20 protein-coding genes, 1 other RNA gene and 1 pseudogene are annotated in these 22836 nt (G+C 72.0%); 12 read left to right on the top strand and 10 right to left on the bottom strand.

The features are described from left to right. Nucleotides 1-1035 carry a recombinase RecA gene (gene recA / locus ACFZBU_RS02560; protein WP_391581600.1) on the bottom strand — a complete coding sequence of 345 codons (1035 nt, stop codon included), beginning with the start codon at nucleotides 1033-1035 and terminating at the stop codon, nucleotides 1-3. 206 nt (nucleotides 1036-1241) lie between these two features. After that, nucleotides 1242-1433 carry a hypothetical protein gene (locus tag ACFZBU_RS02555; protein ID WP_391581599.1) on the bottom strand — a complete coding sequence of 64 codons (192 nt, stop codon included), beginning with the start codon at nucleotides 1431-1433 and terminating at the stop codon, nucleotides 1242-1244. A 232-nt stretch (nucleotides 1434-1665) separates the two neighbouring features. Between ACFZBU_RS02555 and ACFZBU_RS02550 the strand changes: the two genes are divergently transcribed. After that, nucleotides 1666-2274, top strand: coding sequence for an NADPH-dependent FMN reductase (locus tag ACFZBU_RS02550; RefSeq protein WP_391581598.1), 609 nt, complete (start codon nucleotides 1666-1668; stop codon nucleotides 2272-2274). A gap of 120 nt (nucleotides 2275-2394) precedes the next feature. Here ACFZBU_RS02550 and npdG read toward each other — a convergent pair whose 3' ends face one another. Continuing rightward, a complete protein-coding gene (gene npdG / locus ACFZBU_RS02545) occupies nucleotides 2395-3087 on the bottom strand; it encodes an NADPH-dependent F420 reductase (RefSeq protein WP_391581597.1) in 693 nt (230 codons plus the stop codon). Nucleotides 3088-3229: 142 nt separating this feature from the next. On the opposite strand from npdG, the gene ACFZBU_RS02540 reads away from it, so the two are divergent. Next, entirely contained in the window at nucleotides 3230-3790 is a 561-nt protein-coding gene (locus ACFZBU_RS02540; protein ID WP_391581596.1) for a DUF1508 domain-containing protein, read from the top strand. Nucleotides 3791-4006: 216 nt separating this feature from the next. Further along, nucleotides 4007-4699 (top strand): MgtC/SapB family protein, encoded by a 693-nt coding sequence (locus ACFZBU_RS02535; protein ID WP_391581788.1) that lies wholly within the window; start codon nucleotides 4007-4009, stop codon nucleotides 4697-4699. Nucleotides 4700-4777: 78 nt separating this feature from the next. Here ACFZBU_RS02535 and ACFZBU_RS02530 read toward each other — a convergent pair whose 3' ends face one another. Further along, on the bottom strand, nucleotides 4778-4996 hold the full coding sequence (locus ACFZBU_RS02530; RefSeq protein ID WP_391581595.1) for a hypothetical protein: 219 nt from the start codon (nucleotides 4994-4996) through the stop codon (nucleotides 4778-4780). A gap of 99 nt (nucleotides 4997-5095) precedes the next feature. On the opposite strand from ACFZBU_RS02530, the gene map reads away from it, so the two are divergent. Then, nucleotides 5096-5944 carry a type I methionyl aminopeptidase gene (map, locus tag ACFZBU_RS02525; protein ID WP_391581594.1) on the top strand — a complete coding sequence of 283 codons (849 nt, stop codon included), beginning with the start codon at nucleotides 5096-5098 and terminating at the stop codon, nucleotides 5942-5944. A 117-nt stretch (nucleotides 5945-6061) separates the two neighbouring features. Beyond that, a complete protein-coding gene (locus tag ACFZBU_RS02520; protein WP_391581593.1) occupies nucleotides 6062-7021 on the top strand; it encodes a hypothetical protein in 960 nt (319 codons plus the stop codon). Between the two features lie 31 nt (nucleotides 7022-7052). Here the strand turns inward: ACFZBU_RS02520 and ACFZBU_RS02515 are convergent, their stop codons facing one another. From ACFZBU_RS02515 to yaaA, 3 genes are all read right to left on the bottom strand, one after another. After that, the gene (locus tag ACFZBU_RS02515) at nucleotides 7053-7742 is read right to left on the bottom strand and encodes a bifunctional DNA primase/polymerase (RefSeq protein ID WP_391581592.1); all 690 of its coding nucleotides are present in this window, start codon (nucleotides 7740-7742) and stop codon (nucleotides 7053-7055) included. Between the two features lie 285 nt (nucleotides 7743-8027). Next, on the bottom strand, nucleotides 8028-8735 hold the full coding sequence (locus tag ACFZBU_RS02510) for a DUF732 domain-containing protein (protein WP_391581591.1): 708 nt from the start codon (nucleotides 8733-8735) through the stop codon (nucleotides 8028-8030). A 175-nt stretch (nucleotides 8736-8910) separates the two neighbouring features. After that, the gene (gene yaaA, locus ACFZBU_RS02505) at nucleotides 8911-9708 is read right to left on the bottom strand and encodes a peroxide stress protein YaaA (protein WP_391581590.1); all 798 of its coding nucleotides are present in this window, start codon (nucleotides 9706-9708) and stop codon (nucleotides 8911-8913) included. 177 nt (nucleotides 9709-9885) lie between these two features. Between yaaA and ACFZBU_RS02500 the strand changes: the two are divergent. Both ACFZBU_RS02500 and rnpB read left to right on the top strand, forming a co-directional pair. Next, nucleotides 9886-11253, top strand: a pseudogene (locus ACFZBU_RS02500) (RNB domain-containing ribonuclease); the annotation flags it as partial. Between the two features lie 80 nt (nucleotides 11254-11333). Continuing rightward, nucleotides 11334-11743, top strand: an RNA gene (gene rnpB / locus ACFZBU_RS02495) — RNase P RNA component class A. 343 nt (nucleotides 11744-12086) lie between these two features. On the opposite strand, the gene ACFZBU_RS02490 is transcribed toward rnpB, so the two are convergent. From ACFZBU_RS02490 to ACFZBU_RS02480, 3 genes are all read right to left on the bottom strand, one after another. Then, nucleotides 12087-13238 carry a bifunctional RNase H/acid phosphatase gene (locus tag ACFZBU_RS02490; RefSeq protein ID WP_391581589.1) on the bottom strand — a complete coding sequence of 384 codons (1152 nt, stop codon included), beginning with the start codon at nucleotides 13236-13238 and terminating at the stop codon, nucleotides 12087-12089. Next, entirely contained in the window at nucleotides 13235-13978 is a 744-nt protein-coding gene (locus tag ACFZBU_RS02485) for a zinc ribbon domain-containing protein (RefSeq protein ID WP_391581787.1), read from the bottom strand. Before ACFZBU_RS02485 ends, ACFZBU_RS02490 begins: the two co-directional genes overlap by 4 nt. Before the next feature lie 134 nt (nucleotides 13979-14112). Next, nucleotides 14113-14940 carry a Nif3-like dinuclear metal center hexameric protein gene (locus ACFZBU_RS02480; RefSeq protein WP_391581588.1) on the bottom strand — a complete coding sequence of 276 codons (828 nt, stop codon included), beginning with the start codon at nucleotides 14938-14940 and terminating at the stop codon, nucleotides 14113-14115. Between the two features lie 167 nt (nucleotides 14941-15107). Here ACFZBU_RS02480 and ACFZBU_RS02475 point away from each other — a divergent pair, with 167 nt between their 5' ends. The 5 genes from ACFZBU_RS02475 (at nucleotide 15108) to lanL (ending at nucleotide 22833) form a co-directional block, all read left to right on the top strand. Next, nucleotides 15108-16424, top strand: a complete 1317-nt coding sequence (locus ACFZBU_RS02475; RefSeq protein WP_391581587.1) for a PASTA domain-containing protein — start codon at nucleotides 15108-15110, stop codon at nucleotides 16422-16424. 228 nt (nucleotides 16425-16652) lie between these two features. Further along, nucleotides 16653-17417, top strand: a complete 765-nt coding sequence (locus ACFZBU_RS02470; RefSeq protein WP_391581586.1) for an SDR family NAD(P)-dependent oxidoreductase — start codon at nucleotides 16653-16655, stop codon at nucleotides 17415-17417. Between the two features lie 86 nt (nucleotides 17418-17503). Beyond that, the gene (locus ACFZBU_RS02465; protein WP_391581585.1) at nucleotides 17504-18766 is read left to right on the top strand and encodes a sensor histidine kinase; all 1263 of its coding nucleotides are present in this window, start codon (nucleotides 17504-17506) and stop codon (nucleotides 18764-18766) included. Beyond that, the gene (locus ACFZBU_RS02460; protein WP_391581584.1) at nucleotides 18763-19434 is read left to right on the top strand and encodes a response regulator; all 672 of its coding nucleotides are present in this window, start codon (nucleotides 18763-18765) and stop codon (nucleotides 19432-19434) included. The genes ACFZBU_RS02465 and ACFZBU_RS02460 overlap by 4 nt, the downstream gene beginning before the upstream one ends. A 336-nt stretch (nucleotides 19435-19770) precedes the next feature. After that, the gene (gene lanL / locus ACFZBU_RS02455; RefSeq protein ID WP_391581583.1) at nucleotides 19771-22833 is read left to right on the top strand and encodes a class IV lanthionine synthetase LanL; all 3063 of its coding nucleotides are present in this window, start codon (nucleotides 19771-19773) and stop codon (nucleotides 22831-22833) included. Nucleotides 22834-22836 lie beyond the last annotated feature (3 nt).

The following is a 22836-nucleotide window of genomic DNA, read 5'->3' as shown; positions in this document are numbered from 1 at the left end:
TCAGCCCTCCTCGGGTTCCGCTTCCGCCGGCACGTCGACCCGCGGGCCGACCCCGAGCTTCTCCTTGATCTTCTTCTCGATCTCGTCGGAGAGGTCGGGGTTGTCCTTGAGGAACTTCCGCGCGTTCTCCTTGCCCTGACCGAGCTGGTCGCCCTCGTACGTGTACCAGGCGCCGGACTTGCGCACGAAGCCGTGCTCGACGCCCATGTCGATCAGGCCGCCCTCGCGGCTGATCCCGATGCCGTAGAGGATGTCGAACTCGGCCTGCTTGAACGGCGAGGCCAGCTTGTTCTTGACCACCTTGACCCGGGTGCGGTTGCCGACCGCCTCGGTGCCGTCCTTGAGCGTCTCGATCCGCCGGATGTCCAGGCGCACGGAGGCGTAGAACTTCAGCGCCCGACCACCGGTCGTGGTCTCCGGCGAGCCGAACATCACGCCGATCTTCTCGCGCAGCTGGTTGATGAACAGCGCGGTGGTGTTCGTCTGGTTGAGCGCACCGGTGATCTTGCGGAGCGCCTGGCTCATCAGTCGGGCCTGGAGGCCGACGTGCGAGTCGCCCATCTCGCCCTCGATCTCCGCACGCGGCACGAGCGCCGCCACCGAGTCGATGACGATGATGTCGACCGCGCCCGAGCGGGTCAGCATGTCGACGATCTCCAGCGCCTGCTCGCCGGTGTCCGGCTGCGAGACCAGCAGGGCGTCGGTGTCGACGCCGAGCTTCTTCGCGTAGTCGGGGTCGAGCGCGTGCTCGGCGTCGACGATCGCCGCGATGCCGCCGGCCCGCTGCACACTCGCGATCGCGTGCAGCGCGAGGCTCGTCTTGCCGGAGCCTTCCGGGCCGTAGACCTCCACGACGCGACCGCGCGGGAGGCCACCGATGCCCAGTGCCACGTCGAGCGCGATCGAGCCGGTGGGAATCACCTCGATCGGTGCACGCGCCTCGTCGCCGAGACGCATCACCGAACCCTTCCCGAACTGTCGTTCAATTTGGGCGAGGGCGTTCTCCAACGCCTTCTCGCGATCCTGTCCTGCCATGCCTGCCGCCTTGCCGGTCTGTGGTGTTCGCTTCACACCTTGAACGCTAACCCGTCGCACCGACACCGAGGCACGACCGGCGCACGCCTGTGGACAACGTCGGGTGGAAGCGTAGCCCGAACCTTTGTTCGAATTCGATGACGACACGCCACCGATCGGCGGCATCCACCCATACGGGTGACGCCCGGCGGGCGGTGAAAGCGGGCTCAGGCGCGCGCGGCGAGCTCACGCGAACGGCGGATGCGGTGCCGGCGCAGGTAGTAGAAAGCGATGTTGCCGTCCAGCGCGGCGAGCAACACGAACGGGACACCGAGCCAGCTTCCGCCGACGAAGGCCACCACGGCGGCGGCGAGCGCCAGGACGCACACGATCACGGCGAGAACGACGATGCGGGGCATGACGGGGGGCTCCAGACGGGTGCGAACGGGGGACGGCCGCGGGCGACGCGGGCGCGGCGCGGCTCCATTGTCGCCCCCGCCGACCCGGCTCCCGGCACCGGCCGCCGGCGGTCCGGGACGCCGATTTCGTCCGCGGATCCCGCGTGGAAGTTGAATCCACAACAAGCGCGCGATACATTGTTAAACGTTCAACAACCTGCTTCGCCTCGTCTCGCCATCCACGGAGGACCCCATGTCCCGCATCCTCGCCATCTCCGGCTCGCTGCGTGCCGCGTCGTTCAACACCGCGCTCCTGAACGCCTTCCAGCCGTTCGCGCCCGAGGGCATGCAGATCGAGGTGTACAAGGGTCTGGACGAGCTCCCGCACTTCAACCAGGACCTGGAGGCCAACCCGCCGGCATCCGTGGTGCGCCTGCGCGAGGCGATCGCCGAGGCGGACGGCCTGATCATCGCCACCCCCGAGTACAACCGCAGCCTGCCGGGCGTGCTCAAGAACGCGCTGGACTGGGCCTCGCGCCCGTACGCCCAGGGCGTGCTGGCCGGCAAGTCGATCGTCGCGATCTCCGCCTCGCCGGGCGTCCAGGGCGGCATCCGCGCGCTGATCCAGCTCAAGACCCTGCTCCGGGACCTGAACAACTTCGTCGTCTCCGGCCCGGAGATCTCCGTCCCCGAGGTGCACACCCGGCTCGGCGTCGAGGCCGACGTGCAGCACGTGCTCACCGACCCGGCCACCGCCGGCATGGTCACCCACGTACTGGCCGGCCTGCAGGACGCGATCGACAACAACGCCGGCGAGCTGGTCGCCCGCCCGCTGGGCACCTGGGCCGCGTCGCTGGCCTGACACCGGGGCGATCCCCGCAAAAATACGGCAGGACGGCACGAGGCCCGGCGCGTCATCGGATGCGCCGGGCCTCGTGCCGTCCGGGTACTCGCGTGCGGCGTGGCCCGCACCCGAGCGGGCTCACACGTCGGTGATGCGCAGTCCGGCGTGTGCCTTGTACCGGCGGTTGGTCGAGATCAGGTTGGCGGTGAGCCCCTCCACCTGACGCGCGTTGCGCAGCCGACCGGCGTACACCCCGCGCATCCCGGGGATCCGAGATGCGAGCGCCTGTACGGCGTCGGTGGCGTCGCGCTTGTCGCCGAGCACCATGATGTCGGTGTCCAGGGATTCCACGTTCGGGTCGAGCAGCAGCACCGCGGAGACGTGGTGGAAGGCGGCGGTGACGGCCGAGTCGGTGAGCACGGCGGCGGCCTGCTGCGCGGCACTGCCCTCCTCGACGTCGAGCACGAACGCGCCCTGCTTGTCGAAGCCCATCGGGTTCACGCAGTCGACGACGATCTTGCCCGCCAACTCGCTCTTGAGGGCGACGAGCAGGTCGCGGTGCCCCTCCCAGGGCACGGCGACGATCACGATGTCGCTCTCCGCCGCGCAGGTGGCGTTGTCCGCGCCGCGGACACCGGCGCCGAGCTCCGCCGCGGCGGAGCCGGCCCGTTCGGCGCTGCGCGAGCCGATGATCACTTTCTGGCCGGCGACGGCCAGGCGGTACGCGAGACCGCGGCCCTGCTCGCCGGTGCCGCCGAGGACGCCCACGACCAGGTGGTCGATGTTCGGCAGGTCACGCGGGTCGCGCTTGGGGGACGAGGGGGTTGTCATGGCGTGATCCTGCCGGCCGGAACCGCAGAGAACACGGGGTCGGCGCCCGGATGCAGTCGAGGTCACAGTGGTTTTCGGCTGAGCGGGTCGATTCACTCCGAAATAGCACTTATATATGACAACCGGGACAAACCGTGTTTCCGTGGAGGAGAAAACTTTCTCTTCGCTCTCCAAGGAGACGCAAGTGCCGGCCAAATTCATTGTGACCAAGGGACGCTCCGGCAAGTTCGGCTTCGTCCTGGCAGCTTCCAACGGTTCGACGATCATCAAGTCGTCGCCTTATGACACCAAGCGCGAGGCGCTTACCGCGCTGCGCTACATCCAGCGCAACGGCGACACCGAGACGGTCGACGACCGCACGGTCGACGCCGCCATGTCGCGGACTCAGGCCCCGAAGTCCGGTGCCACGCAACGGCGGACCCCGACCGCCCGGACCGTCGCACGGCGCGGCGGCGCGACGCGCAAGAGCAGCACGGCGCGCAAGACTTCGCCCGCGAAGTCGACCACCGCAAAGGCGTCGCCCCGAAAGGCGCAATCGCGAAAGGTCGCCTCCAGGCCTTCGGCCACCCGAATGGCGGTATCCCGGCCGGCCGTCTCGCGCACCCGAAGGGCGGCAACCAAGCCGACCGTCTCGCGCACCCGAAAGGCCGTATCCAGGACGACCGGTTCGCGAAAGCGAATCCCGGCCGGCTCGCGCGGCTGACCCTCGCCCGCCCCTCCCTCGACCGGTTTCCGAACCGGCGCGCGTAACCGCTGCTCCGAATGGAGTCGTAGCGTGCCGGGAAGGCAAGTCGGTCGAGCAGCCCCGGGACTCCGGTCCCGGGGCGGAGGAGGTGGGCGCGTGGATGCCGGCACGACCCTGGCGGGCTGGTCGCAGGGGATCGCGCAGAGTCAGGGGTGGACCCAGTTCTCCGAACTGATGTTGTCCTTCGTGCTCTCCAGCGTGATCGGCGTCGAGCGCGAGGTCCGACAGAAGAGCGCGGGACTGCGCACGCACGCACTGGTCGGCGTCGGCACCACGCTGTTCATGGAGATCTCCAAGTACGGCTTCGCCGACGTGCTGCCCGCCGGCCACGTCGGCTGGGACCCGTCCCGGATCGCCGCGCAGGTGGTCTCCGGCATCGGCTTCATCGGCGGCGGCCTGATCTTCGTCCGCCGCGACACGGTGCGCGGCCTGACCACCGCCGCCGTCGTCTGGTTGACCTGTGCGATCGGCATGGCCTGCGGCGCGGGTCTGCCCTATCTCGCGATCGGCGTCACCACGCTGCACTTCGTGGTCGTGTACGGCTATCCGCCGATCATCCGCAGGATCGGCGGGGTCCGGGCCCGCGCCGCCGAGGTCCGGATCACCTATCTGCCCGGACACGGCGTGCTCTCCGCGGTCCTGGTCGCCTGTACCGGCGCCGGGTTCACCGTGGTGGACGTGTCCGTGCACAATCGCGACGAGCGCGCGGAGGACCCCGGGGAGACCCCGCCCGGCGAGCCCCGGGCTGCGGCGGTGGTCCTGCTCGTGGAGGGCCCGGCCGACCCCACCGATCTGGTCTCCGGCCTGTCCGAGCTGCCCGGCGTGCTCACCGTGGGCGGCGGCCGGGTCCCCGAACCCGCCGAGTGACCCGACCGCCGCATGCCGCGCTCGTCGCGTGCCACCTCGCCGAGCGGCGACCGCTCACGGATCGGTGGCGCCGTTCGCTCAGCGGCGCCCGGGGTCGTTCCAGTTGGGGTCGTTCTCCCAGGCCTGGTTGCGGGTCTTCGCGGTCTCCAGTGCGTTCGCCGCCTCCCGGCGGGTCGAGTACGGCCCGAGCCGGTCGCGCGCCGGGCAGTCCGGGCCCTCTTCGACCGTGCCGTGCCTGATGCAGTAGTACCACTCGCCGGCGCGCCCCTCGGGCTTGCGCCACAGTCTGAACTTCACGGCCCGTCCTCCACCCACTCGATCCCTGTTCGGCACGACGCGTCGTATCCGTCGTATCGATCGCCGCCCCGATCGCGGCGCCGGCTACACTCGCTGGTTATGGCGATTCTCGTACCCGGTAAGGCGACCCCCATCCGCTCCGTTCCCGCCGACATCCCGCGGCCGGAGTATGTCGGGAAGCCCGCGCCGACCCCGTACACCGGGCCCGAGGTGCAGGACGCCGAGACGATCGAGCGGATGCGCGTCGCCGGTCGGATCGCGGCGGGCGCGATGGAGGCCGCCGCCGCGCACATCGCACCCGGTGTGACCACCGACGAGTTGGACCGGGTCGCCCACGAGTACGTGCTCGATCACCACGCCTACCCGTCCTGCCTGGGCTACCGGGGCTTCCCGAAGACCATCTGCACCTCGATCAACGAGGTGATCTGCCACGGCATCCCGGACACCACGCGCCTGAACGACGGCGACATCGTCAACATCGACGTGACCGTGTTCATCGGCGGCGTGCACGGCGACACCGACGCGACCTACCCGGTCGGCGACGTGGACGAGGAGTCGAGGCTGCTCGTCGAGCGCACCCGCGAGGCGCTGAACCGGGGCATCAAGGCGGTCAAGCCGGGTCGGCAGATCAACGTGATCGGCCGGGTCATCGAGTCCTACGCGAAGCGCTTCGGCTACGGCGTGGTCCGCGACTTCACCGGCCACGGCATCAACAGCTCGTTCCACTCCGGCCTGATCATCCCGCACTACGACGACGAGCGGGCGACCACCGTGATGGAGCCCGGGATGACCTTCACCATCGAGCCGATGCTCACCCTGGGCACCTACGACTACGACATGTGGGACGACGGCTGGACCGTGGTCACCAAGGACCGCAGGCGCACCGCGCAGTTCGAACACACCCTGGTCGTCACCGACACCGGGGCCGAGGTGCTGACCGTCGTGTAGTCCGTCCCGGCGTCGCACGGTCCGTATCGGGCGGGCGGGGTGCCGGGCGGGGTGCGGGCAGTAAGGTTTCGCGAGATCTCCTCCTGCCCGCTCCCCCGGAAGAGTTGCCGAGTACCGATGCGCATATCCCGCGCGGTGGCCGCGACCGCCGCCCTGCTCGTGACGGCGCTCGCCGCGACCGGCTGTGTCGCCGTCCACGGCTCCACGACGCCCGTCGAGGCCCTGGACCGGCGCGAGGCCGGCAAGGTGCTGCACGACTACGAGGTGCAGAACAACCAGGCCTACGCCAACCGCGATCTGTCGCTCAACGCCCGGGTCGAGACCGGCTCGCTCGGCGCGCTGGACCAGGCCGGTCTGAAGATCCTGAGCTTCACCGACCCGCGCGGGAATCTGGGCAAGGCCCCGATCGCGCACGAGCGGCCCGAGTTCCTGATCCCCAAGGTGATCGGCTGGCCCAAGTGGTTCGCCGTGCACAACACCCCGAACTTCAACAACGCCAAGCCGCAGTTGCTGGTCTTCGTCAAGGCGAACCCGGACGCGGTGTGGCAGGCCGCGTGGGGCCCCACCCTGCAGAGCCCGCTGCCCGAGTTCGCCAAGGACGCGGACGGCTACCTCGAACCGGTCGCCCCGACCGCCCCCGGGCTGGCCGCCGCGCCCGGCGAACTGGCGCCCGTACTCACCGAGTTCCTCAAGGACGGCAAGACGCGCGCGGAGTTGTTCGGGCCCGACCCCTACACCGCGCAGCTGCGCAGGCAGCGGGACGAGCCGATCGGCGAGGGCTTCGTGCGGCAGACGGTGGACAGCGCGGCGACCCAGTTCCCGCCGCTCGCGGTGCGGACCAAGGACGGTGGCGCGCTGGTGCTCTTCGCGCTCCAGCACAGCGTCAAGCTCACCGTGCAGCCGCCGCGCCGGCTCGGCGACGTGGACCCCTCCACGCTGACCTTCCTGGCCGGCAAGCCGACCAGGTCGGTGACCGAGCACCGGCTCTCCGAGTACGTCGCGGTGGTGCCGAAGGCCGGCGGCAAGGTGCAACTCGTCGGGTGGATGTACGGCTTGGTCGGCGCGGACGGCGAATGACCCCCGGACGTGGCCGGGCCGGCCGGCCCGGCTACATCCAGCGCCCGTCGCCGGCCGTCGCCCCCACCGTGTCGCACGCGTCGGTGAGCACGTCCAGCACCCGCAGCGGGTCGGGCAGCGGCAGTTCGGGACCCCGGATCCAGCGCACCGGCTGCCCCGAGGGGTGTTGCGAGGACGGCACCAGCACGTAGCTGCCCCGGCAGTGCCAGCGCAGGCCCGGATGGGCGTCCAGCGTCTCGGGATGACAGTCCAACTCGCAGGGCCACCACTCGTCCTCGTCGGCGGGAGTGCCGCGGGTCGCGGTGAAGAACAGCGTGCGTTCGGGGCCGCAGGAGGCCACCGGGCCGATCTCGATGCCCTGCTCGGCGAAGACCGCCAGGGCGATCTCGCCCGCCTGCGCGGGCACGTCCAACACGTCGTGGCCGGCGCCGGTCGCGGTGACGAAGTTGGCCTCCGGATACAACTCCAGCCAGCGCGCCACCTGAACCGGGTCGGTGGACGCCTGGGTCTGCCACGCGAACGAGACCGGGTGCATGCCCGGTGACGGACAGCCCACCCGGTCACAGGAACAGCCGAAACCCACCGGGTGGGCCGCGGGACAGACGGGCCAGCCGCGCTCGACCAGGTCCATGAGCAGTCCGGCCCGCCGGTCGCGCACGGCGTCCGGATCCTCACGCGGTCGACGGCGCAGCCATCCGGCCATTCTGCCCATTCGCTCCATGGAACCCCTTCTTCCGCGTGCGTTTCGTACGCGCCCCACACGGCGCCTCTGCGTATACAACGCGGAAGACCGGCCCGGGCAATCCCCATCATCGCGGGTCGCTCGAGTCGATGTGCCGACAGGGTTCGCAGGTGATCGGAATGACACCTGTCCGGCACGGTGGACCCGCGAGAAATGTACATCGCGGATCGCTTCGGTTCGGCGCGCCGCCCGCAACGACGAGCGCCCCGTTCCCGATGTTCGGGAACGGGGCGCTCGTCGTCGCGGGCGGTCGGCGGGTCGGCCCTACCTGACCTTGCCGTTCTGGTCCGGGCAGAACGCGGCGATCGCGCCGCCCACGACCATGCCCTTCTCCTGCACCGCGCTCACCATGGTGACCTTCATCGCGGCCTCGAGCAGGGTCTTCCCCGACTTGAGGTCCGAGCAGGCCTGCTTGCCCTGGGACACCAGTTCGGCGTCCGGCTTCGACTTCGTCGCCGGGATGAGCATGTGCACCGTGGAGAGGAAGTTGTCCTCACCCAGACCGGTACCGCCGGTGCCCGGACCGGGCGCCGAGGTCGAATCGTCGTCGGGGTCCGGCGTGGGTGTGGAACTGCGCTTGGCCGACGTGGTCGACGGCGTGGGCGACCCGGACTTCGCGCCGGTGGACGCGCTCGCCGACGAAGTCGAGGCGGCGGAGCTCTTCTTGTCGTCGTCGTCGCCGGACAAGCCGATCGCGCCGACCACGCCGACGATCGCGAGTACCGCGACCACCGCGACGGCGATCCACAGGCCCTTGCGGTTGCGCCCGGGCGGCGGCGGGTAGCCGGCACCCTGCGGGTAGCCGCCCGGGTACTGCGGTTGCCCGTACGGGCCCGGCTGTCCCTGCGGGTATTGCGGCTGCTGGTACTGCCCCGGATATTGGCCCTGGCCGGGGTACTGCTGCTGACCGGGGTACGGCTGCTGCCCGTACGGCTGGTTCGGGTCCTGGCCGGGCGGCGGCGGGTAACTCACTCATCCCCCATGGATGTCGGATCGTCGACTCCGCCGGACGCGACGCACGAATCATCCAAAGTAGGACGAAATGCTTTGTATTTTTCCTGCGGAGGAAGCGTCAGGATCATGAAACCCCCTTGTTTTGTCAAGGCGGGGCTTGGTTCGACCGTAATTGCTCGGACGCCGGCCGCACTCAGATCGCGGCGACCACGATGTCCAGCGCCCAGGGTGTGCCGCCCTGCTTGGGCTCGGCCGTCTCCACGGTCCAGCCCAGTTCGCGCAGCACGTCGGCCAGTTCGGCCGGATTGCGCGGTTCGGCGCCGGAGACCAGCAGGTCGCGGGTCACCCGACCCTTGGTCGCCTTGTTGAAGTGGCTCACCACCGAGCGCTTGGCCACCCCGTCCACGATCCGCTCGTGCAACACCCGCACGGTGGCGGTTCGCTCGGCGACCGCGCCGGTCGGCTTCCAGGCCGCGCCGTACGCCGCCGATCGCAGGTCCAGGACCGTTTCCTCGCCCGCGAGCCTGGGCAACACCGGTGCCATCGCCGCGCGCCACTGGCCGGCGAGGGCGCCGATGCCGGGCAGCCGCACACCCATCGAGCAGCGGTACGGCGGCACCCGGTCGGTCGGCCGCAACGCTCCCCAGAGCCCGGAGAAGACCAGGATCGACCCGGCCGCGCGCGCCGCCGCCGCGCCGGTGAGCGAGGGCAGGTCCAGGGCGTCGTAGAGCACGCCGGTATACAGCGCGGCCACCGGCAGCGCGGGCGCCTCGCGCAGGTCGAGATTGCGCAGCACCTCGCCGCGCAGTTTCGGGCCGAGACCGAGCACTTCGAGAGCCTTGACCTCGTCGCCCTCGCACAGGGTGATCAACGAATCGAGCACCTGCCGCCGCACGGAGTTCAGTTCCGGCATCGAAAGGCCCGCGAGGTCGAGCGCGGGGCCCGTCCCCGCAGCGGCCTTGCCCTCGGAGGGCGGCAACAACACGAGCACGGGCGGGACTCCAAGCGACGCGGGGGTGGAAGGGGCCGATCGAAGGGGACGATCAAGGGGGGCCGATCAAGTTTATGGGGACGAGCCGGGCCGAACACGACGCCGCGGCTCCGGGCGCGCGGGCGAAAAGCCGTGAAAGTCCTTCGCACCGCAGCGGATCTTTCCTAAGCTCGATTCGTGCCTCGTCGCCATCTCCACATCAGGTCCGCCGACGGTGACCGCCTGCGCGCCGGCTTCACCCGCCTGCGCGCGGACCTCGCACTGCCGGGCCCGTTCTCCCGGGAGGTGCTGGCCGAGGCGGACGCAGCCGCCCGGCGCGGGCCCACGCTGACCCGTCGGGATCTGACCGAGCTGCCGTTCCTGACCATCGATCCGGCCGAGTCGCTCGACCTGGACCAGGCGATGCACCTGGTCCGCACCGACACCGGCTACCGGGTGCACTACGCGATCGCGGACGTGGCGGCCTGGGTCACCCCCGGCGGTGCGCTGGACGCGGAGACCATGCGCCGGGTGGAGACCCTCTACCTGCCGGACGAGCGCATCCCGCTGCATCCGCCGACGTTGTCCGAGGCGGCCGCCAGCCTGCTCCCGGGGCAGGACCGGCCCGCGCTGGTGTGGGTGCTCGACCTGGACTCGTCCGGCGACCTGATCGGCACCGACGTCTTTCGCGCGCTGGTGCGCAGCCGGGTCCGATTCGACTATCCGCAGGTCCAGCACGCGATCGACACGGGCACCGCCGAGGAGCCGTTGGCGCTGCTCGCCGAGATCGGCCGGCTGCGCGAGATGCTCGAAAGCGATCGCGGCGGGGTGAGCCTGCCGATCCCGGAGCAGGAGATCGTCGAGCACGGCGACTCGTGGCGGCTGGAATACCGGGCGCCGATCCCGGCCGAGGGCTGGAATGCGCAGATCTCGTTGCTCACCGGCATCGCCGCCGCCGACCTGATGACGTACGCGGGCGTCGGCATCCTGCGCACGCTGCCGCCACCGCCGCCGGACGCGCTGGCCCAGGTCCGCCGGGTCGGCCGGGCGCTGGACGTGGCCTGGCCCGAGGGCAGCACGTACGGCGCGGTGATCCGCTCGCTCGATCCGGACAACCCCCGGCACGCGGCGTTCCTCCAGGAGGCCACCGGGTTGCTGCGCGGGGCGGGCTACACCGCGTTCGACGCGGGGGTGCCGGAGCAGGCCGGGCATGCGGCGGTCGCCGACGAGTACGCGCACGTGACCGCTCCGCTGCGGCGCCTGGTCGACCGGTACGCGGGCGAGATCTGCGTGTCCCTGGTCGCGGGCACCGACGTGCCCGAGTGGGTGGGGGCCCGGCTGTACGAGTTGCCGAAGGCCATGGAGACCGGCGACCGCCGGGCGCACGAGGTCGAACGCGAGGCGGTGGCCCTGGTCGAGGCGGTCGTGCTCGCCGACCACGTCGGCGACGAGTTCGACGCGGTGGTGGTGGACCTGAACGACCGCGGCGACGGCGGGACCGTACAACTCGCCGAGCCGGCCGTGCGGGCCCGCTTCGACGGCACGGGCCTGGGTCTGGGCGAGCGGGTCCGGGTCCGGCTGACCGAAGCCGACGACACCCGGCGAAGGGTGCGGTTCGCCCCCGCTAGGATGGCCGGTACGGCGGACGAGTCGGCCGGGCGGCCGCGTCGGGATTCCTCTTCGGAGGGTTCCGCCGAGGAACGTCCGGGCTCCACAGGGCAGGGTGGTCGGTAACACCGACCCGGGGTGACCCGCGGGACAGTGCCACAGAAAACAGACCGCCGGCGTCCTCGGACGACCGGTAAGGGTGAAACGGTGGTGTAAGAGACCACCAGCGCCCGAGGTGACTCGGGCGGCTAGGTAAACCCCACCCGGAGCAAGGTCAAGAGGAGCACCGTCACACGTGCTCTGCGCGAACGTTCGAGGGCGGCCCGCCCGAGTTCGCGGGTAGACCGCTGGAGGCTGTCGGCAACGGCAGTCGTAGATGGATGGCCGCCTCCCCGGGCGCCGCAAGGCTCCCGGGAGACAGAACCCGGCGTAGAGGCCGACTCGTCCGTCGCCCATCCAAGGACGGCCTGTGGCCTGCGAACACGCAGGTCAGGGCCCTTTTCGGCGTGGTCGCCCGGAATCCGGCGGACTGCGGGGCGTGCACACAGGGCTCGGCCGGGCCGCTTCGCCGGGCGATCCCTCGGGGCGCCGACCCGCCGTCCCCGGCCGCTCGTCGACCGGGGTGCGTCGCGGCAAGACGAAAGCCCCGGCCGGGTCGGCTCGGGGCTTTCGGAAGTTTGGTCCTCCGCGTGGTCCGCCCGGAATCCTACTGGCGGGCACGCTGAAGGCACTGCCGACTATGACACGTCGCGGCGGCGGAGTCAAACTTTTGTTCGACCGCGCCGTTCGGGTCACGTTCCGCGCAGGTGCGCGGTCTCGTTGAACACGCGCAACGACGCGTTGCCGTCCGACCACCACTGGACCGCGCTGATCGCCGCCGCCGACAGCTCCATCCGGAACATCGACTCCGGCGGAGCGCCGAGCGCGATTCGCACGAGCGTCTTGATCGGCGTCACGTGGGTGACCACCAGGACGGTCTTGCCGGGGTGTCGCGCGATGGTCTTGTCCCGGGCCACCTCGACCCGGCGGGCCACCTCGGTGAAGCTCTCGCCGCCGGGCGGTGCCGCGTCCGCGGAGGTCAGCCACGCGTCCAGGGCGTCCGGCGTCTGCTCGCGCGCCTCGGCGAAGGTCAGCCCCTCCCAGGCGCCGAAGTCGGTCTCCCGGAAGCCGGGTTCCTCGCGCACCTCGAGCCCCAGCCGTCGCGCGACCGCCTCCGCCGTCTGCCGGCAGCGGCCCAGCGGCGAGGACACGATCGCCTCGATCGTGCCGCGCTCGGCGAACGCCTCGGCCGCGCGCGCGGCCTGCCATCGGCCGCGCTCGGACAGGTCCGGGTCGGCGCCGGTGCCGGAGAAGCGCTTCTGCGGGGTGAGCACGGTCTCGCCGTGCCGCAGCAGGACCAGCGTGGTCGGGCGGCCCAGGTCCGGGCCCCAGCCGGGGGCGGTCGGGCGGACCTTGGTGGTGACCGGCTCGTCCGGCACCGGCTCCGCGGCCTTGGGGGTCGCGAACGCGGTGGACTCCTGCGGGGTCCAGGCCCGGCCCTTGGCCGCCGCGTCCATCGCCTCGTTGGCCAGCCGGTCGGCGTACTTGTTCTGCTCCCGCGGGATCCAGGTGTAGGTGACCTGCCCGGGCGGATGGATGCCCCGGGCCCTGGTCGCCAGGTCGCGCATGTCGGCGTGCTTGATCTTCCAGCGGCCCGACATCTGCTCGACCACGAGCTTGGAGTCGGCCCGCACCTCGACGGTCGCGGTCGGGTCGATCGCGTGCGCCGCGGTCAGGCCCGCGATCAGGCCCCGGTACTCGGCCACGTTGTTGGTGGCCACGCCGATCGCCTCGGCCACCTCGTGCAGCACCTCGCCGGTCTCCGCATCGCGCACGAGCGCACCGTAGGCCGCCGGGCCCGGGTTGCCCCGGGAACCGCCGTCGGCCTCGACGACGAGCCTCACAGGCCCGACTCGGCCGTGCGGACGAGGATGCGCCGGCAGTTCTCGCAGCGCACGATCGTGTCCGGCGCGGCGGCGCGGATCGCACCGAGGTCGGTGATCCCCAACTCCAGCCGGCAGCCCTCGCAACGACGCTGGAACAGCGGCGCCACGGCCACGCCGTGCGACTGCTCGCGGATCTTCTCGTACAGCTTGATCAGATCGGCCGGGATGGCCGCCGCGATCACCGCGCGCTGCTTGGTGGTGGCGGCTGCCTCGCTGTCGATCTCCGCCTCGGCGGCGGCCCGCCGGGCCTCGGCGGCGTCGCGCGCGCTCTGCGCCTCGTCCCGCTCGGCGACCAGCTTGGCCAGCCGGCCCTGGATGTCCTCGCGGTGTTCCATCACCTCCAGGACCACCTCTTCCAGGTCGCCCTGGCGCTTGGCGAGCGAGGCCACCTCGCGCTGGAGGTTCTCCAGGTCCTTGGGCGAGGTGACGTGGCCCGAGTCCAGGCGCTGCTGGTCGCGTTCGGCGCGCTTGCGGACCTGGTCGACGTCCTGTTCGGCCTTGGTCTGGTCGCGGGCCGCGTCGCTCTCCTCGGTCTCGCCCGCGACCACGAGGTCGCGCAGCCGGGCGAGCCGGGAGCCGAGGCGGTCGATCTCCTCGTTCTCCGGCAGCGTGCGCTTCTTGTGGGCGAGCAGATCGATTCGCGAGTCGAGGGCCTGGAGGTCGAGCAGGCGGAGCTGGTCGGCGGGCGCGGCGTTCAGCGGGGGCTCCTTGGATGCGGCTCGGGTGGGCGGGAGGTTGCCTCCCACCCGCCCACCCGGTGCGTTTTGTGGTGGGTGGGTTCGGGTTCTGCGGGCGACTGGCGGGGTCGGACCTCATGCCCCCGTCGCGGTGCTCAGGGGTGCGGAGTGTGGAACGTCCATGGGTCCGTGACTAGTTCCGACACGTGGGTTTCCACCGTAGTACCGGTTGCGGCGAGCGCACGGGTGAGTTCGTCGGCCGCGTACGCCAGCCACGGCCACTCGGTGGCCCAGTGTGGGGCATCGAGCAGCGCGGGGCCGCCGTGTTCCAGCGCCTCCGAGGCCGGGTGGTGGCGCAGGTCGGCGGTGACGTAGACGTCGGCGCCGCTGCGGCGGACCGCGTCGAACAGGCTGTCGCCCGCGCCGCCGCACACCGCCACGGTACGCACCGGGCGATCCGGGTCGCCGGCCACCCGCAGGCCGGTCGCGGTGCGGGGCAGCGCGCGGGCGGCCCGGGCGGCGAACTCGGCGAGCGTCTCGGGGACGGCCAACTCGCCGATCCGGCCGATTCCCCGACACTCGCTCGGGTCGGCGGGGGCCGGGTCGAGCGGCGCGGTCACGGTCAGCCCGAGGGCGGCGGCGAGCGCGTCCGAGACGCCCGGGGACGCCGAGTCGGCGTTGGTGTGCGCGACGTGCAGGGCGCACCCGCCGGTGATCAGCCCGTGCACGACGCGCCCCTTGAAGCCGGTCGCCGCGACCGAGTGCACCCCGCGCAGGAACAGCGGGTGGTGGGTGACCAGGAGGTCGGCGCCGCGGGCGAGCGCCTCGTCGGCGACCGCTTGGGTCGGGTCCACGGCGAACAGCACCGAGCGCACCTCGGCGTCCGGGTCGCCGCAGACCAGCCCGACCGCGTCCCAGGATTCGGCCCAACCGGGGTGGTAGATCCGTTCGAGGGCGCTGACGACGTCGGAGAGCTTGGGCACGAAGGGAGGTTACCTCTCCGGGTTGCCGCCCCGGATTCGGGCATCCCGGACGGGAGGTGACACAGTGCACCGGACTGCCCTCGGATTGTGTGAAGTCGATCCCATCCGAAGCGTTTGTGCGGTAGGCAGGCTCGCACTGTCGTACGACGACGAGGGGGACGACGACGATGGTGCACTGTCTGCTGTGCGGTACGCCGTATCTGGAGACCGACGCGTACTGCCCGGGCGAACAATGCGGCACCGACCTGCACGGGCAGCGCATGGGCGATCCGGAGTGCGCGGTGCAGGCCTGGTGCGAACCTCGTCGGATCACCGCGGCTCCCGGCGAGACGGTGATGGTGGCGCTGACCCTGCGCAACGCGGGCAGCGCGCCGGACCGCTACGACTGCGAACTGCCCCGGGACGTCGGCCGGCGGATCGGCCTGGATCGCCCCGGCCCGCCGGACGTGTACCCGGGCGAGACGCGGGTGTGGACGATCGTCTACACGGTGCCTTTGGACATCGCCGACCAGGTCCCGCCGGGCGGGCTGTTCGGGCTCGGCGAGGTGGGCCGGGACAGCGGGGGCAGCGCCTTCGAACAGACGTCCCGGGTGGTGGAGGAGAGCGACGTCCCGGTGCGGGTGGTCTCCGCCCGGGACATGCGGGTGGCCGCCTGCGCGCCGTTCTCGGTCCGGGTGGTGTCCACCGACCGCGACAACGACTCCCCCGGCGGGCGGGCGGGCGGCGCGCCGACGAATCCGCACCACGACGACCGCGCGCGCCGCGGCGGCGGGCGGCGGAGCAGGATCGTCGCCGCCGTGCTCGCGACCGTGGCCGCGATCGTGGTGGCGGTGCTGGTCGGCATGGCGATGGCGGGTTCGGACGACACGAAGCCGGCCGCCAGGACCGATCCGACCGGGGCCGCCCCCTCCGCGAGCGCAACCCGGTCGGCCGCCGTGCCGACCACCGAGGCGCCGGTGACCAGCACGCCGGATCCGTCCGACTCGGCCTCGCCGAGCACGAGTACCAGCGCGCCGGGGAAGTTGACGGTGCCGAACGTGGTCGGAATGACCGAGGCGCAGGGCGTCGCGCTGCTGCGCGAGCGGGGCTTCCGCGGCACCGTCAGGGGCACCGGCGGCACCATCGCCTCCACCGACCCCGCGGCGGGGCGCAAGGTCGACCGGGACAAGGCGGAGATCGTCGTGGTGATGTCGGGGGTCAGGACGAGCCCGCCGATCACCCGGCCGTCGACCTCGACGACACCCACCGACCCGGCGTCGTCCTCGGCGCCCGCGACTACCACGGTTCCCCCGCTGTCGGGGCTGACCGTCGCCCAGGCCGGTACCGCGTTGCGGAACGCCCGGCTGGACATCGCACTGCCCCCCGGGGCGTCCCGGAACGACGTGGTCTCCGGCTCGGATCCCAAGTCCGGCGACGTGGTGCCGGTCGGGACGACCGTGACGGTGAGTGTGGCGACGCCGACGACCGGGGCGGGGCGCAACTGACGCCCGCTCGGCGACGGTGACGGCCGGGCGGACGCGAAGACGACGCGAGCGCGGCCGGTTGAGCGTGCGGGCACGCGCGGGCGAAGGACGGGCGCAGCCGACGCTTCCGTGACGGTGGGCGGCACAAGGCCCGCCGGGCGCAACTGATGCTTCGTCAGATCCCCTGGTCGACTCCCCTTCCCATGCAATAGCTTGCCTCAGTCAAGAACAGGCGAGGGGAGAACGCTCATGCTGGACCTCACAGGCGCGTCCGCGATCGTCACCGGCGGAGCCTCCGGGCTCGGCGAGGCCACCGCGCGCCGGCTCGCGGCCGGCGGCACCTCGGTGGTGATCGCGGACAAGAACGAGGAGCGCGGCAAGGCCGTCGCCGCCGAGATCGGCGCCACGTTCGTCACCACCGACGTCACGAACGAGGAGCAGGTCCAAGCCGCGGTGGACGCGGCCGTCGCGCTCGCGCCGCTGCGCGCGCTGGTCTCCTGCGCCGGTACCGGGATGGGTGCCCGCACGGTGGCCCGGGACGGCTCGCCGCACCCGCTCGCCTCCTTCGAGTTCATCGTGCGACTCAACCTGATCGGCACCTTCAACGCCATCCGACTGGCCGCCGCCGCGATGGCCTCCGCCCCGCCGCAGGCGGACGGCGAGCGCGGCGCGATCGTGTGCACCGCCTCGGTGGCCGCCTTCGACGGACAGATCGGCCAGGCCGCTTACGGTGCGTCCAAGGCCGGCGTGGCCGGCATGACGCTGCCCGTGGCGCGCGACCTGTCGGCGATCGGCGTGCGGGTCAACACCATCGCACCCGGCACGATGGACACCGCGCTGTTCGCCGCCGCGCCGCAGGAGGTCAAGGACACCCTCGGCCGGCAGGTGCTCTTCCCCAAGCGTATGGGTGTGCCCGACGAATTCGCCTCGCTCGCGTATGAACTGCTCACGAACAGTTACCTGAACGCCGAGGTGATCCGGCTCGACGGCGGGATTCGCTTTCAGCCGAAGTAGTGGGAATCATCGTGAATCAGGACGATCGGAACGTCGATCGGCGCCGGCGGTCGGCGCGCCCGCCCCAATGATGTTGGGATGGGGGCGTGAGCGATCCGACCTCCGCGTGGCAGCGCCCCCTGCCCTTCCATCTTCCCGGCCTCGCGCCGCCGATCCGCCGCGACTGTGCGATCGGCGGCGTGGTCCTCGTGGGCGCGCTCGTCCTGCTCGTCACGAACTCCTACCTGATCTGGGGAGCGTGGGACCCGAACCGGTGGCTGCGCCTGCTGCCGCTCCTGCCGCTGACTCTCGCCGAGTGCCATCGCAGCACGTCGCCGCGTTTCGCGGTGTTCCTGGGCTTGGCCTGCGAGAGCGTGGACATCGCGCTCGGGCCCTCCATCGGCGGCCTGATCATGTGGTCCGACGTGCTCTATGCGGCGTGCCTGTACGGCACTTCGCGGCTGGCGTTCGGCCTGCTGTACGGCAATGTGGTGGTACTGGTCCTGGGCGCGAGCACGGTCTGGGCGGTGACCGGCGAGTTCCGCCTGTTCGTCCTGTCGATCTTCTACATCGGGCTGGTCGGCATCTCCCCCGTGCTCACCGGCTTCTCGGTGCGCGAGCACCGCGAGAAGGCCGAGGTGGAACGGTTGCGCGCGACCCAGACCGCGCGGTTGGCCGAGCTCGACCACCAGGCCGCGGTGGTCGCCGAACGGGCCCGGATGGCGCGCGAATTGCACGACGTGATCGCCAACCATCTGAGCGCGGTGGCGGTCCAGTCCACCGCCGCGCTGTCGGTGAAGAGTCTGGACGAGGCCCGGCTGCGCGAGACGCTGGAGGTGATCCGGGAGAGCAGTCTCCAGGGACTCACCGAGATGCGCCGGATGATCGGCCTGCTGCGCTCGGAGAACACGCCCGAGGAACCGGTGTCGGTGCCCCGCCTGGCGGAGACCGATCGCCTCGTCGAGCACGTGCGCCGGGCCGGGCTGATCGTCGAGATCGAGGTCACCGGCGTGGTGCGGGAGTTGCCCACACCCGTCGACCTGGCCGCCTACCGGGTGGTCCAGGAGACCTTGACCAACGCCCTCAAGCACGCCACACCACAGGAGTTGCGGATGGTGTTCGCCTACCGCACCGATGGTGTGGTGATCACCGGCGTCAACGGGATCGACCCCGAGCACGTCACCCGGCTGCCGGGCGCCCGTGCGGGGCTGGTGGGCATGTCGGAGCGGGTATCGCTGCTCGGCGGCGTGTTCGAGGCGGGCCCGCGCGAGGGCCGGTGGCATGTACGGGCCGAACTCCCGTGTGGCGACGATGTGGTGCGCGGTGCCGGAAACAATGCCTCGACGGGGCCGAAGGGTGGGACCGGGTGAGCGACGTCGACACGTTGCGGGTGCTCGTTGCCGAGGATCAGGCGGCGGTCCGGGCCGGGCTGGTGCTGATCCTGGACGCGGCCCCGGGCATCGAGGTGGTGGGCGAGGCCGCCGACGGCGAGGCCGCGGTGGCGCTGGCCCGGTCGTTGCGCCCGGACGTGGTGCTGATGGACGTGCGGATGCCGCGACTGGACGGGATCAGCGCCACGCGCGAGCTGACCGCGGAGGGCCTCGACGTCCTGGTCCTGACCACGTTCGACCTGGACGAGTACGTGTTCGGCGCGCTGCGCGCGGGCGCGGCCGGCTTCCTGCTCAAGACGGTGGACGCCGAACGCCTGGTCGAGGCCGTCCGGTTGGTCGCGCGCGGCGACGGCTTCGTCGCGCCGGAGGTCACCCGTCGGTTGATCCACGCGTTCGCGAGCCCGCCCCGGTCGGCCCCCGCGGACGGGCCCGAGGTGGCCGCGGAGGCGCTCGCGTCGCTCACCCCGCGCGAGGGCGACGTGCTCGCGTGCCTGGGCCGGGGCATGTCGAACCAACGCATCGCCGAGCACCTGGACATGGCCGAGGCGACGGCGAAGACCCATGTGAGCCGGATCCTCACCAAACTGGGTCTGCGCAGCCGGGTCCAGGCCGCGATCCTGGCCCAGCAGCGCGGAATCGGCGAGTAGCCCGATCAGCCCATCCCCAGCCGCATGGTTGTCCCCATGTCCTCTCGTTGACCTGCACGGATATCGATGGTTCGGAAATATGCAGATCAACTGACCAACCAACCCTCAACATGGGTCACTTCACTCGAAGGGGTGAAGGCTGCCGCAACTCGTTGAGGTGGCCCGAAAGCGCTGCGTACGGTCATGCCGTCCCGCCGGGGGGAGCGATCCGAGGCGGGGCGGCCACGTCGGCGACCGGGTCGGGTCGCTCGACACCCGTTTCCGGGCACCGGTCGACGAGCGCGACGCGCACCGTCGACCGGGGCGCGCGGGCACAGTCGAGGGGGAAGTCCAGGGATGGCTACGACGACGCGTGGACACCGTGCGGAGCGCACCGGCGGCCACGGCGCGCCGGGGACGAACCTGGTCGACCGCGTCCGTGCCGCGCTCGCCCGGGCTGCGGTGGACCGCGCTCCGCTGGACCGCGGTGCATCGGACCGCGGTCCGGTCGGTGTCCGGGAACAGGGCCACGACGGGCGGCTCGTGCGGCGGGCCGACGTTGTCGGCGCATCGGGTGTGTCCGCCGCGTCTGCCGCTTCCGGCGTGGCCGGCGGGTCCGGTGCCGCCGGCACGGCCGGCGCCTTTGATACGTCGAGTGCGGACGGTGCCTCCGGCGCGGGCGGTGCGGAGGGCGAGTGGGATGTGCGTTCGGACGACTTCTGGTGCACCGTACGACCGCCCGGCCACGCGGCCCGGGCGCAGGGTTGGAAGATCCACGTCAGCGCGCGGACCGGGGATGCCCCGCACGTGCTGGGTCGGGTCTGCGACGTGTTGTTGCCGCGCCGTGTGGCGTTCAAGTTCGCCGGCGACCTGGAGCGGCTGCGCATGCTCAACTCCCGTGAAGCGGACCGGGCCTCGGCGGGCAAGTTCATCACGGTCTATCCCGACGACGACGAGCAGTTCATGGAGTTGGTGGACGCGCTCGACGAGGTGACACGCGAGCTCACCGGACCGGGCATCCTCTCCGACCGGCCGTGCCGACCGGGCAGTGTCGTGCACTACCGCTACGGCGGCTTCGGCCGGCGCGCGGTGCTCGGCAACGACGGCGGCTACCGCGCGGTGCTCACCGACCCCGACGGGGTGGCGGTGGACGACGCCCGGGAGGCCTGGTTCACGCCGCCGGCGTGGGCGCCCGATCCGCTGATGGCGCGGGCCCGTTCGGCACCCACCACCAAGCCCGCGGCGTCGTCGACACCGGGCGTGCTGATCGCGGGTCGCTTCGCGGTCACCTCGGCGCTGCGGCACTCGACCAAGGGCGGCGTGTTCCTGGGCCGCGACACCACCGACGACACCGCCGTGGTGGTCAAGCAGGCCCGCGCCCACATCGAGGTGGACCGCTCCGGACGCGACGCGTGCGCCGCCCTGCGGCACGAGGCGGTGGTGATGCGGCGCCTCGCGCACACCGGCCTGACCCCTCGGCACGTCGCGCTGGTCGAGGAGGCCGAGACGATCTTCCTGGCCCAGGAACGGGTGCCCGGCGAGCCGCTGCGCACCTGGGTCGGCCGGCATGCGCAGGACCCGGACGTGCCCTGGGCCCTGGCTCGACCCGTCGTCCTGGAACTGATCCGGGCGGTCGAGACCGTGCACGCCGAGCATCTGGTGATCCGCGACCTGTCGCCGACGAACGTGCTGGTCGCGGCGGACCACTCGGTGCGCCTGGTGGACCTGGAACTGGCCGCCGAGATCGGCTCCCGGGCCGGCGCGGCGGGCACGCCCGGATATCGCGCACCGGAGCAGCGCCCGACCGCGGACGGCGGACACCGGGTGCACCCCGCCGCCGACCTGTACAGCCTGGGCGGCCTGTTCTTCCTGCTGGCCACCGGCGCCGACCCGGCCCTGCCCGAGGACGTCGGCGCGAGCCGCGGCACCGTGGAACGCCTGGGCGCATGGCTGGACCTGGCCGCTCGGCACGGAGGGACCGCACGGCGCCTCGCGCCCGCGATCCGCGGCCTGTGGCACGAGGAGCCGACGGAGCGTTGGTCACTGGAGCGGGTGCGTGCGTGCGTCGCGGAGGCGGCCGACGACGAGTGTGGTGTGGCGAAGGCGGGGCCGGACTCGGGCTCGGGTGCGGATGCCCGCCCCGGCGTGGTCGCGCGGCAGGACGAGCCGGACGGGCCGCGGCCGCATCCGGACACCGAGGGCGACAAGGTGCCGCCGCATCCGCTGCCGCCCGAGGACGACACGCTGCTCCTGGACGGGCTCGCGCACCTGGTCGCGACGATGACGCCGGGGCGGGTGGATCGGCTGTGGCCGATGACGGCCGGCGCGGCGGCGATGGATCCGTGCAGCGTGCAGTACGGCGCGGCCGGGGTGCTGGGGGTGCTGGCCCGGGCCGCGCACACCACGACGCTCGAACCGCGGCTGCGCTACGCGCTGCATCGCGCGGTCGAGGACGGCGCGGTCTGGCTGCGCGATCGGGCGGCGGCCGAAGCGGTGGTCCTGCCCGGCCTGCACTTCGGCCGGTCCGGAACCGCGTGGGCGCTGTACGACGCGGCGGCGCTGCTCGGGGACGCGGACCTCGCCGCCTCGGCGATCGAGACGGCGCTTCGGGTACCGATCGTGTGGCCCAATCCGGACGTCTGCCACGGCGCCGCCGGTGCCGGTCTGCTCCAGGCGCGAATGTGGCGGGCCACCGGTGACGAGCGGTTTCGCCAACGCACGCTCGCCTGCGCCGACGCGCTGCTGGGTGCGGCCCGGCAGGCGGGCGATCTGACCTTGTGGCCGGTTCCGAAGGACTTCGATTCGCGTCTGGCCGGCGCGGCGCACCTGGGCTTCGCGCACGGCGTCGCCGGTGTCGGCACGTTCCTGCTGGACGCGGCGCTGGCCACCGGTCGCGAGGGTTTCCTCGACGGCGCGCGGGCCGCGGCGCGCACGCTGACCCGGACCGTGCGCACCGACGGCGACACGGCGTGGTGGCCGCAGGGCCCCGGCGATCCGGCGGGCGTACGGCTGGCCCACTGGTGCAGCGGTTCGGCCGGCGTCGGCACGTTCCTGATCCGGATGTGGCAGGCGGACGGCGACCCGCAACACCGCGCCTTGGCCGAGCGCGCGGGCGCGGCGGTGCACCGCGCCCGCTGGCACTCGGGCACCACCGCGTGCCATGGCCTGGCGGGCAACGGCGAGTTCCTGCTCGATTTGGCCGAGGCGCTGGACGACTCGACCCATCGCGCGCACGCCGTCGACCTCGCCCGACAACTCCGCGCCCGAACCGCGCTGGTCGACGGCCTGCGGGTGCCCGCCGACGAGAGCGCGATCGGCGTCTCGGCCTCGTACGGCACCGGCACGGCGGGTGTCCTCGGCTTCCTGCTGCGACTCGGCCACGGCGGCGCTCGGCTCTGGTTGGACGGTGAGGACGCGTGAGCA

Source organism: Embleya sp. NPDC008237, from assembly GCF_042956465.1.
In the GTDB taxonomy this organism is placed as follows: Bacteria; Actinomycetota; Actinomycetes; order Streptomycetales; family Streptomycetaceae; genus Embleya.
This window is presented reverse-complemented; position numbering and strand designations above follow the sequence as displayed.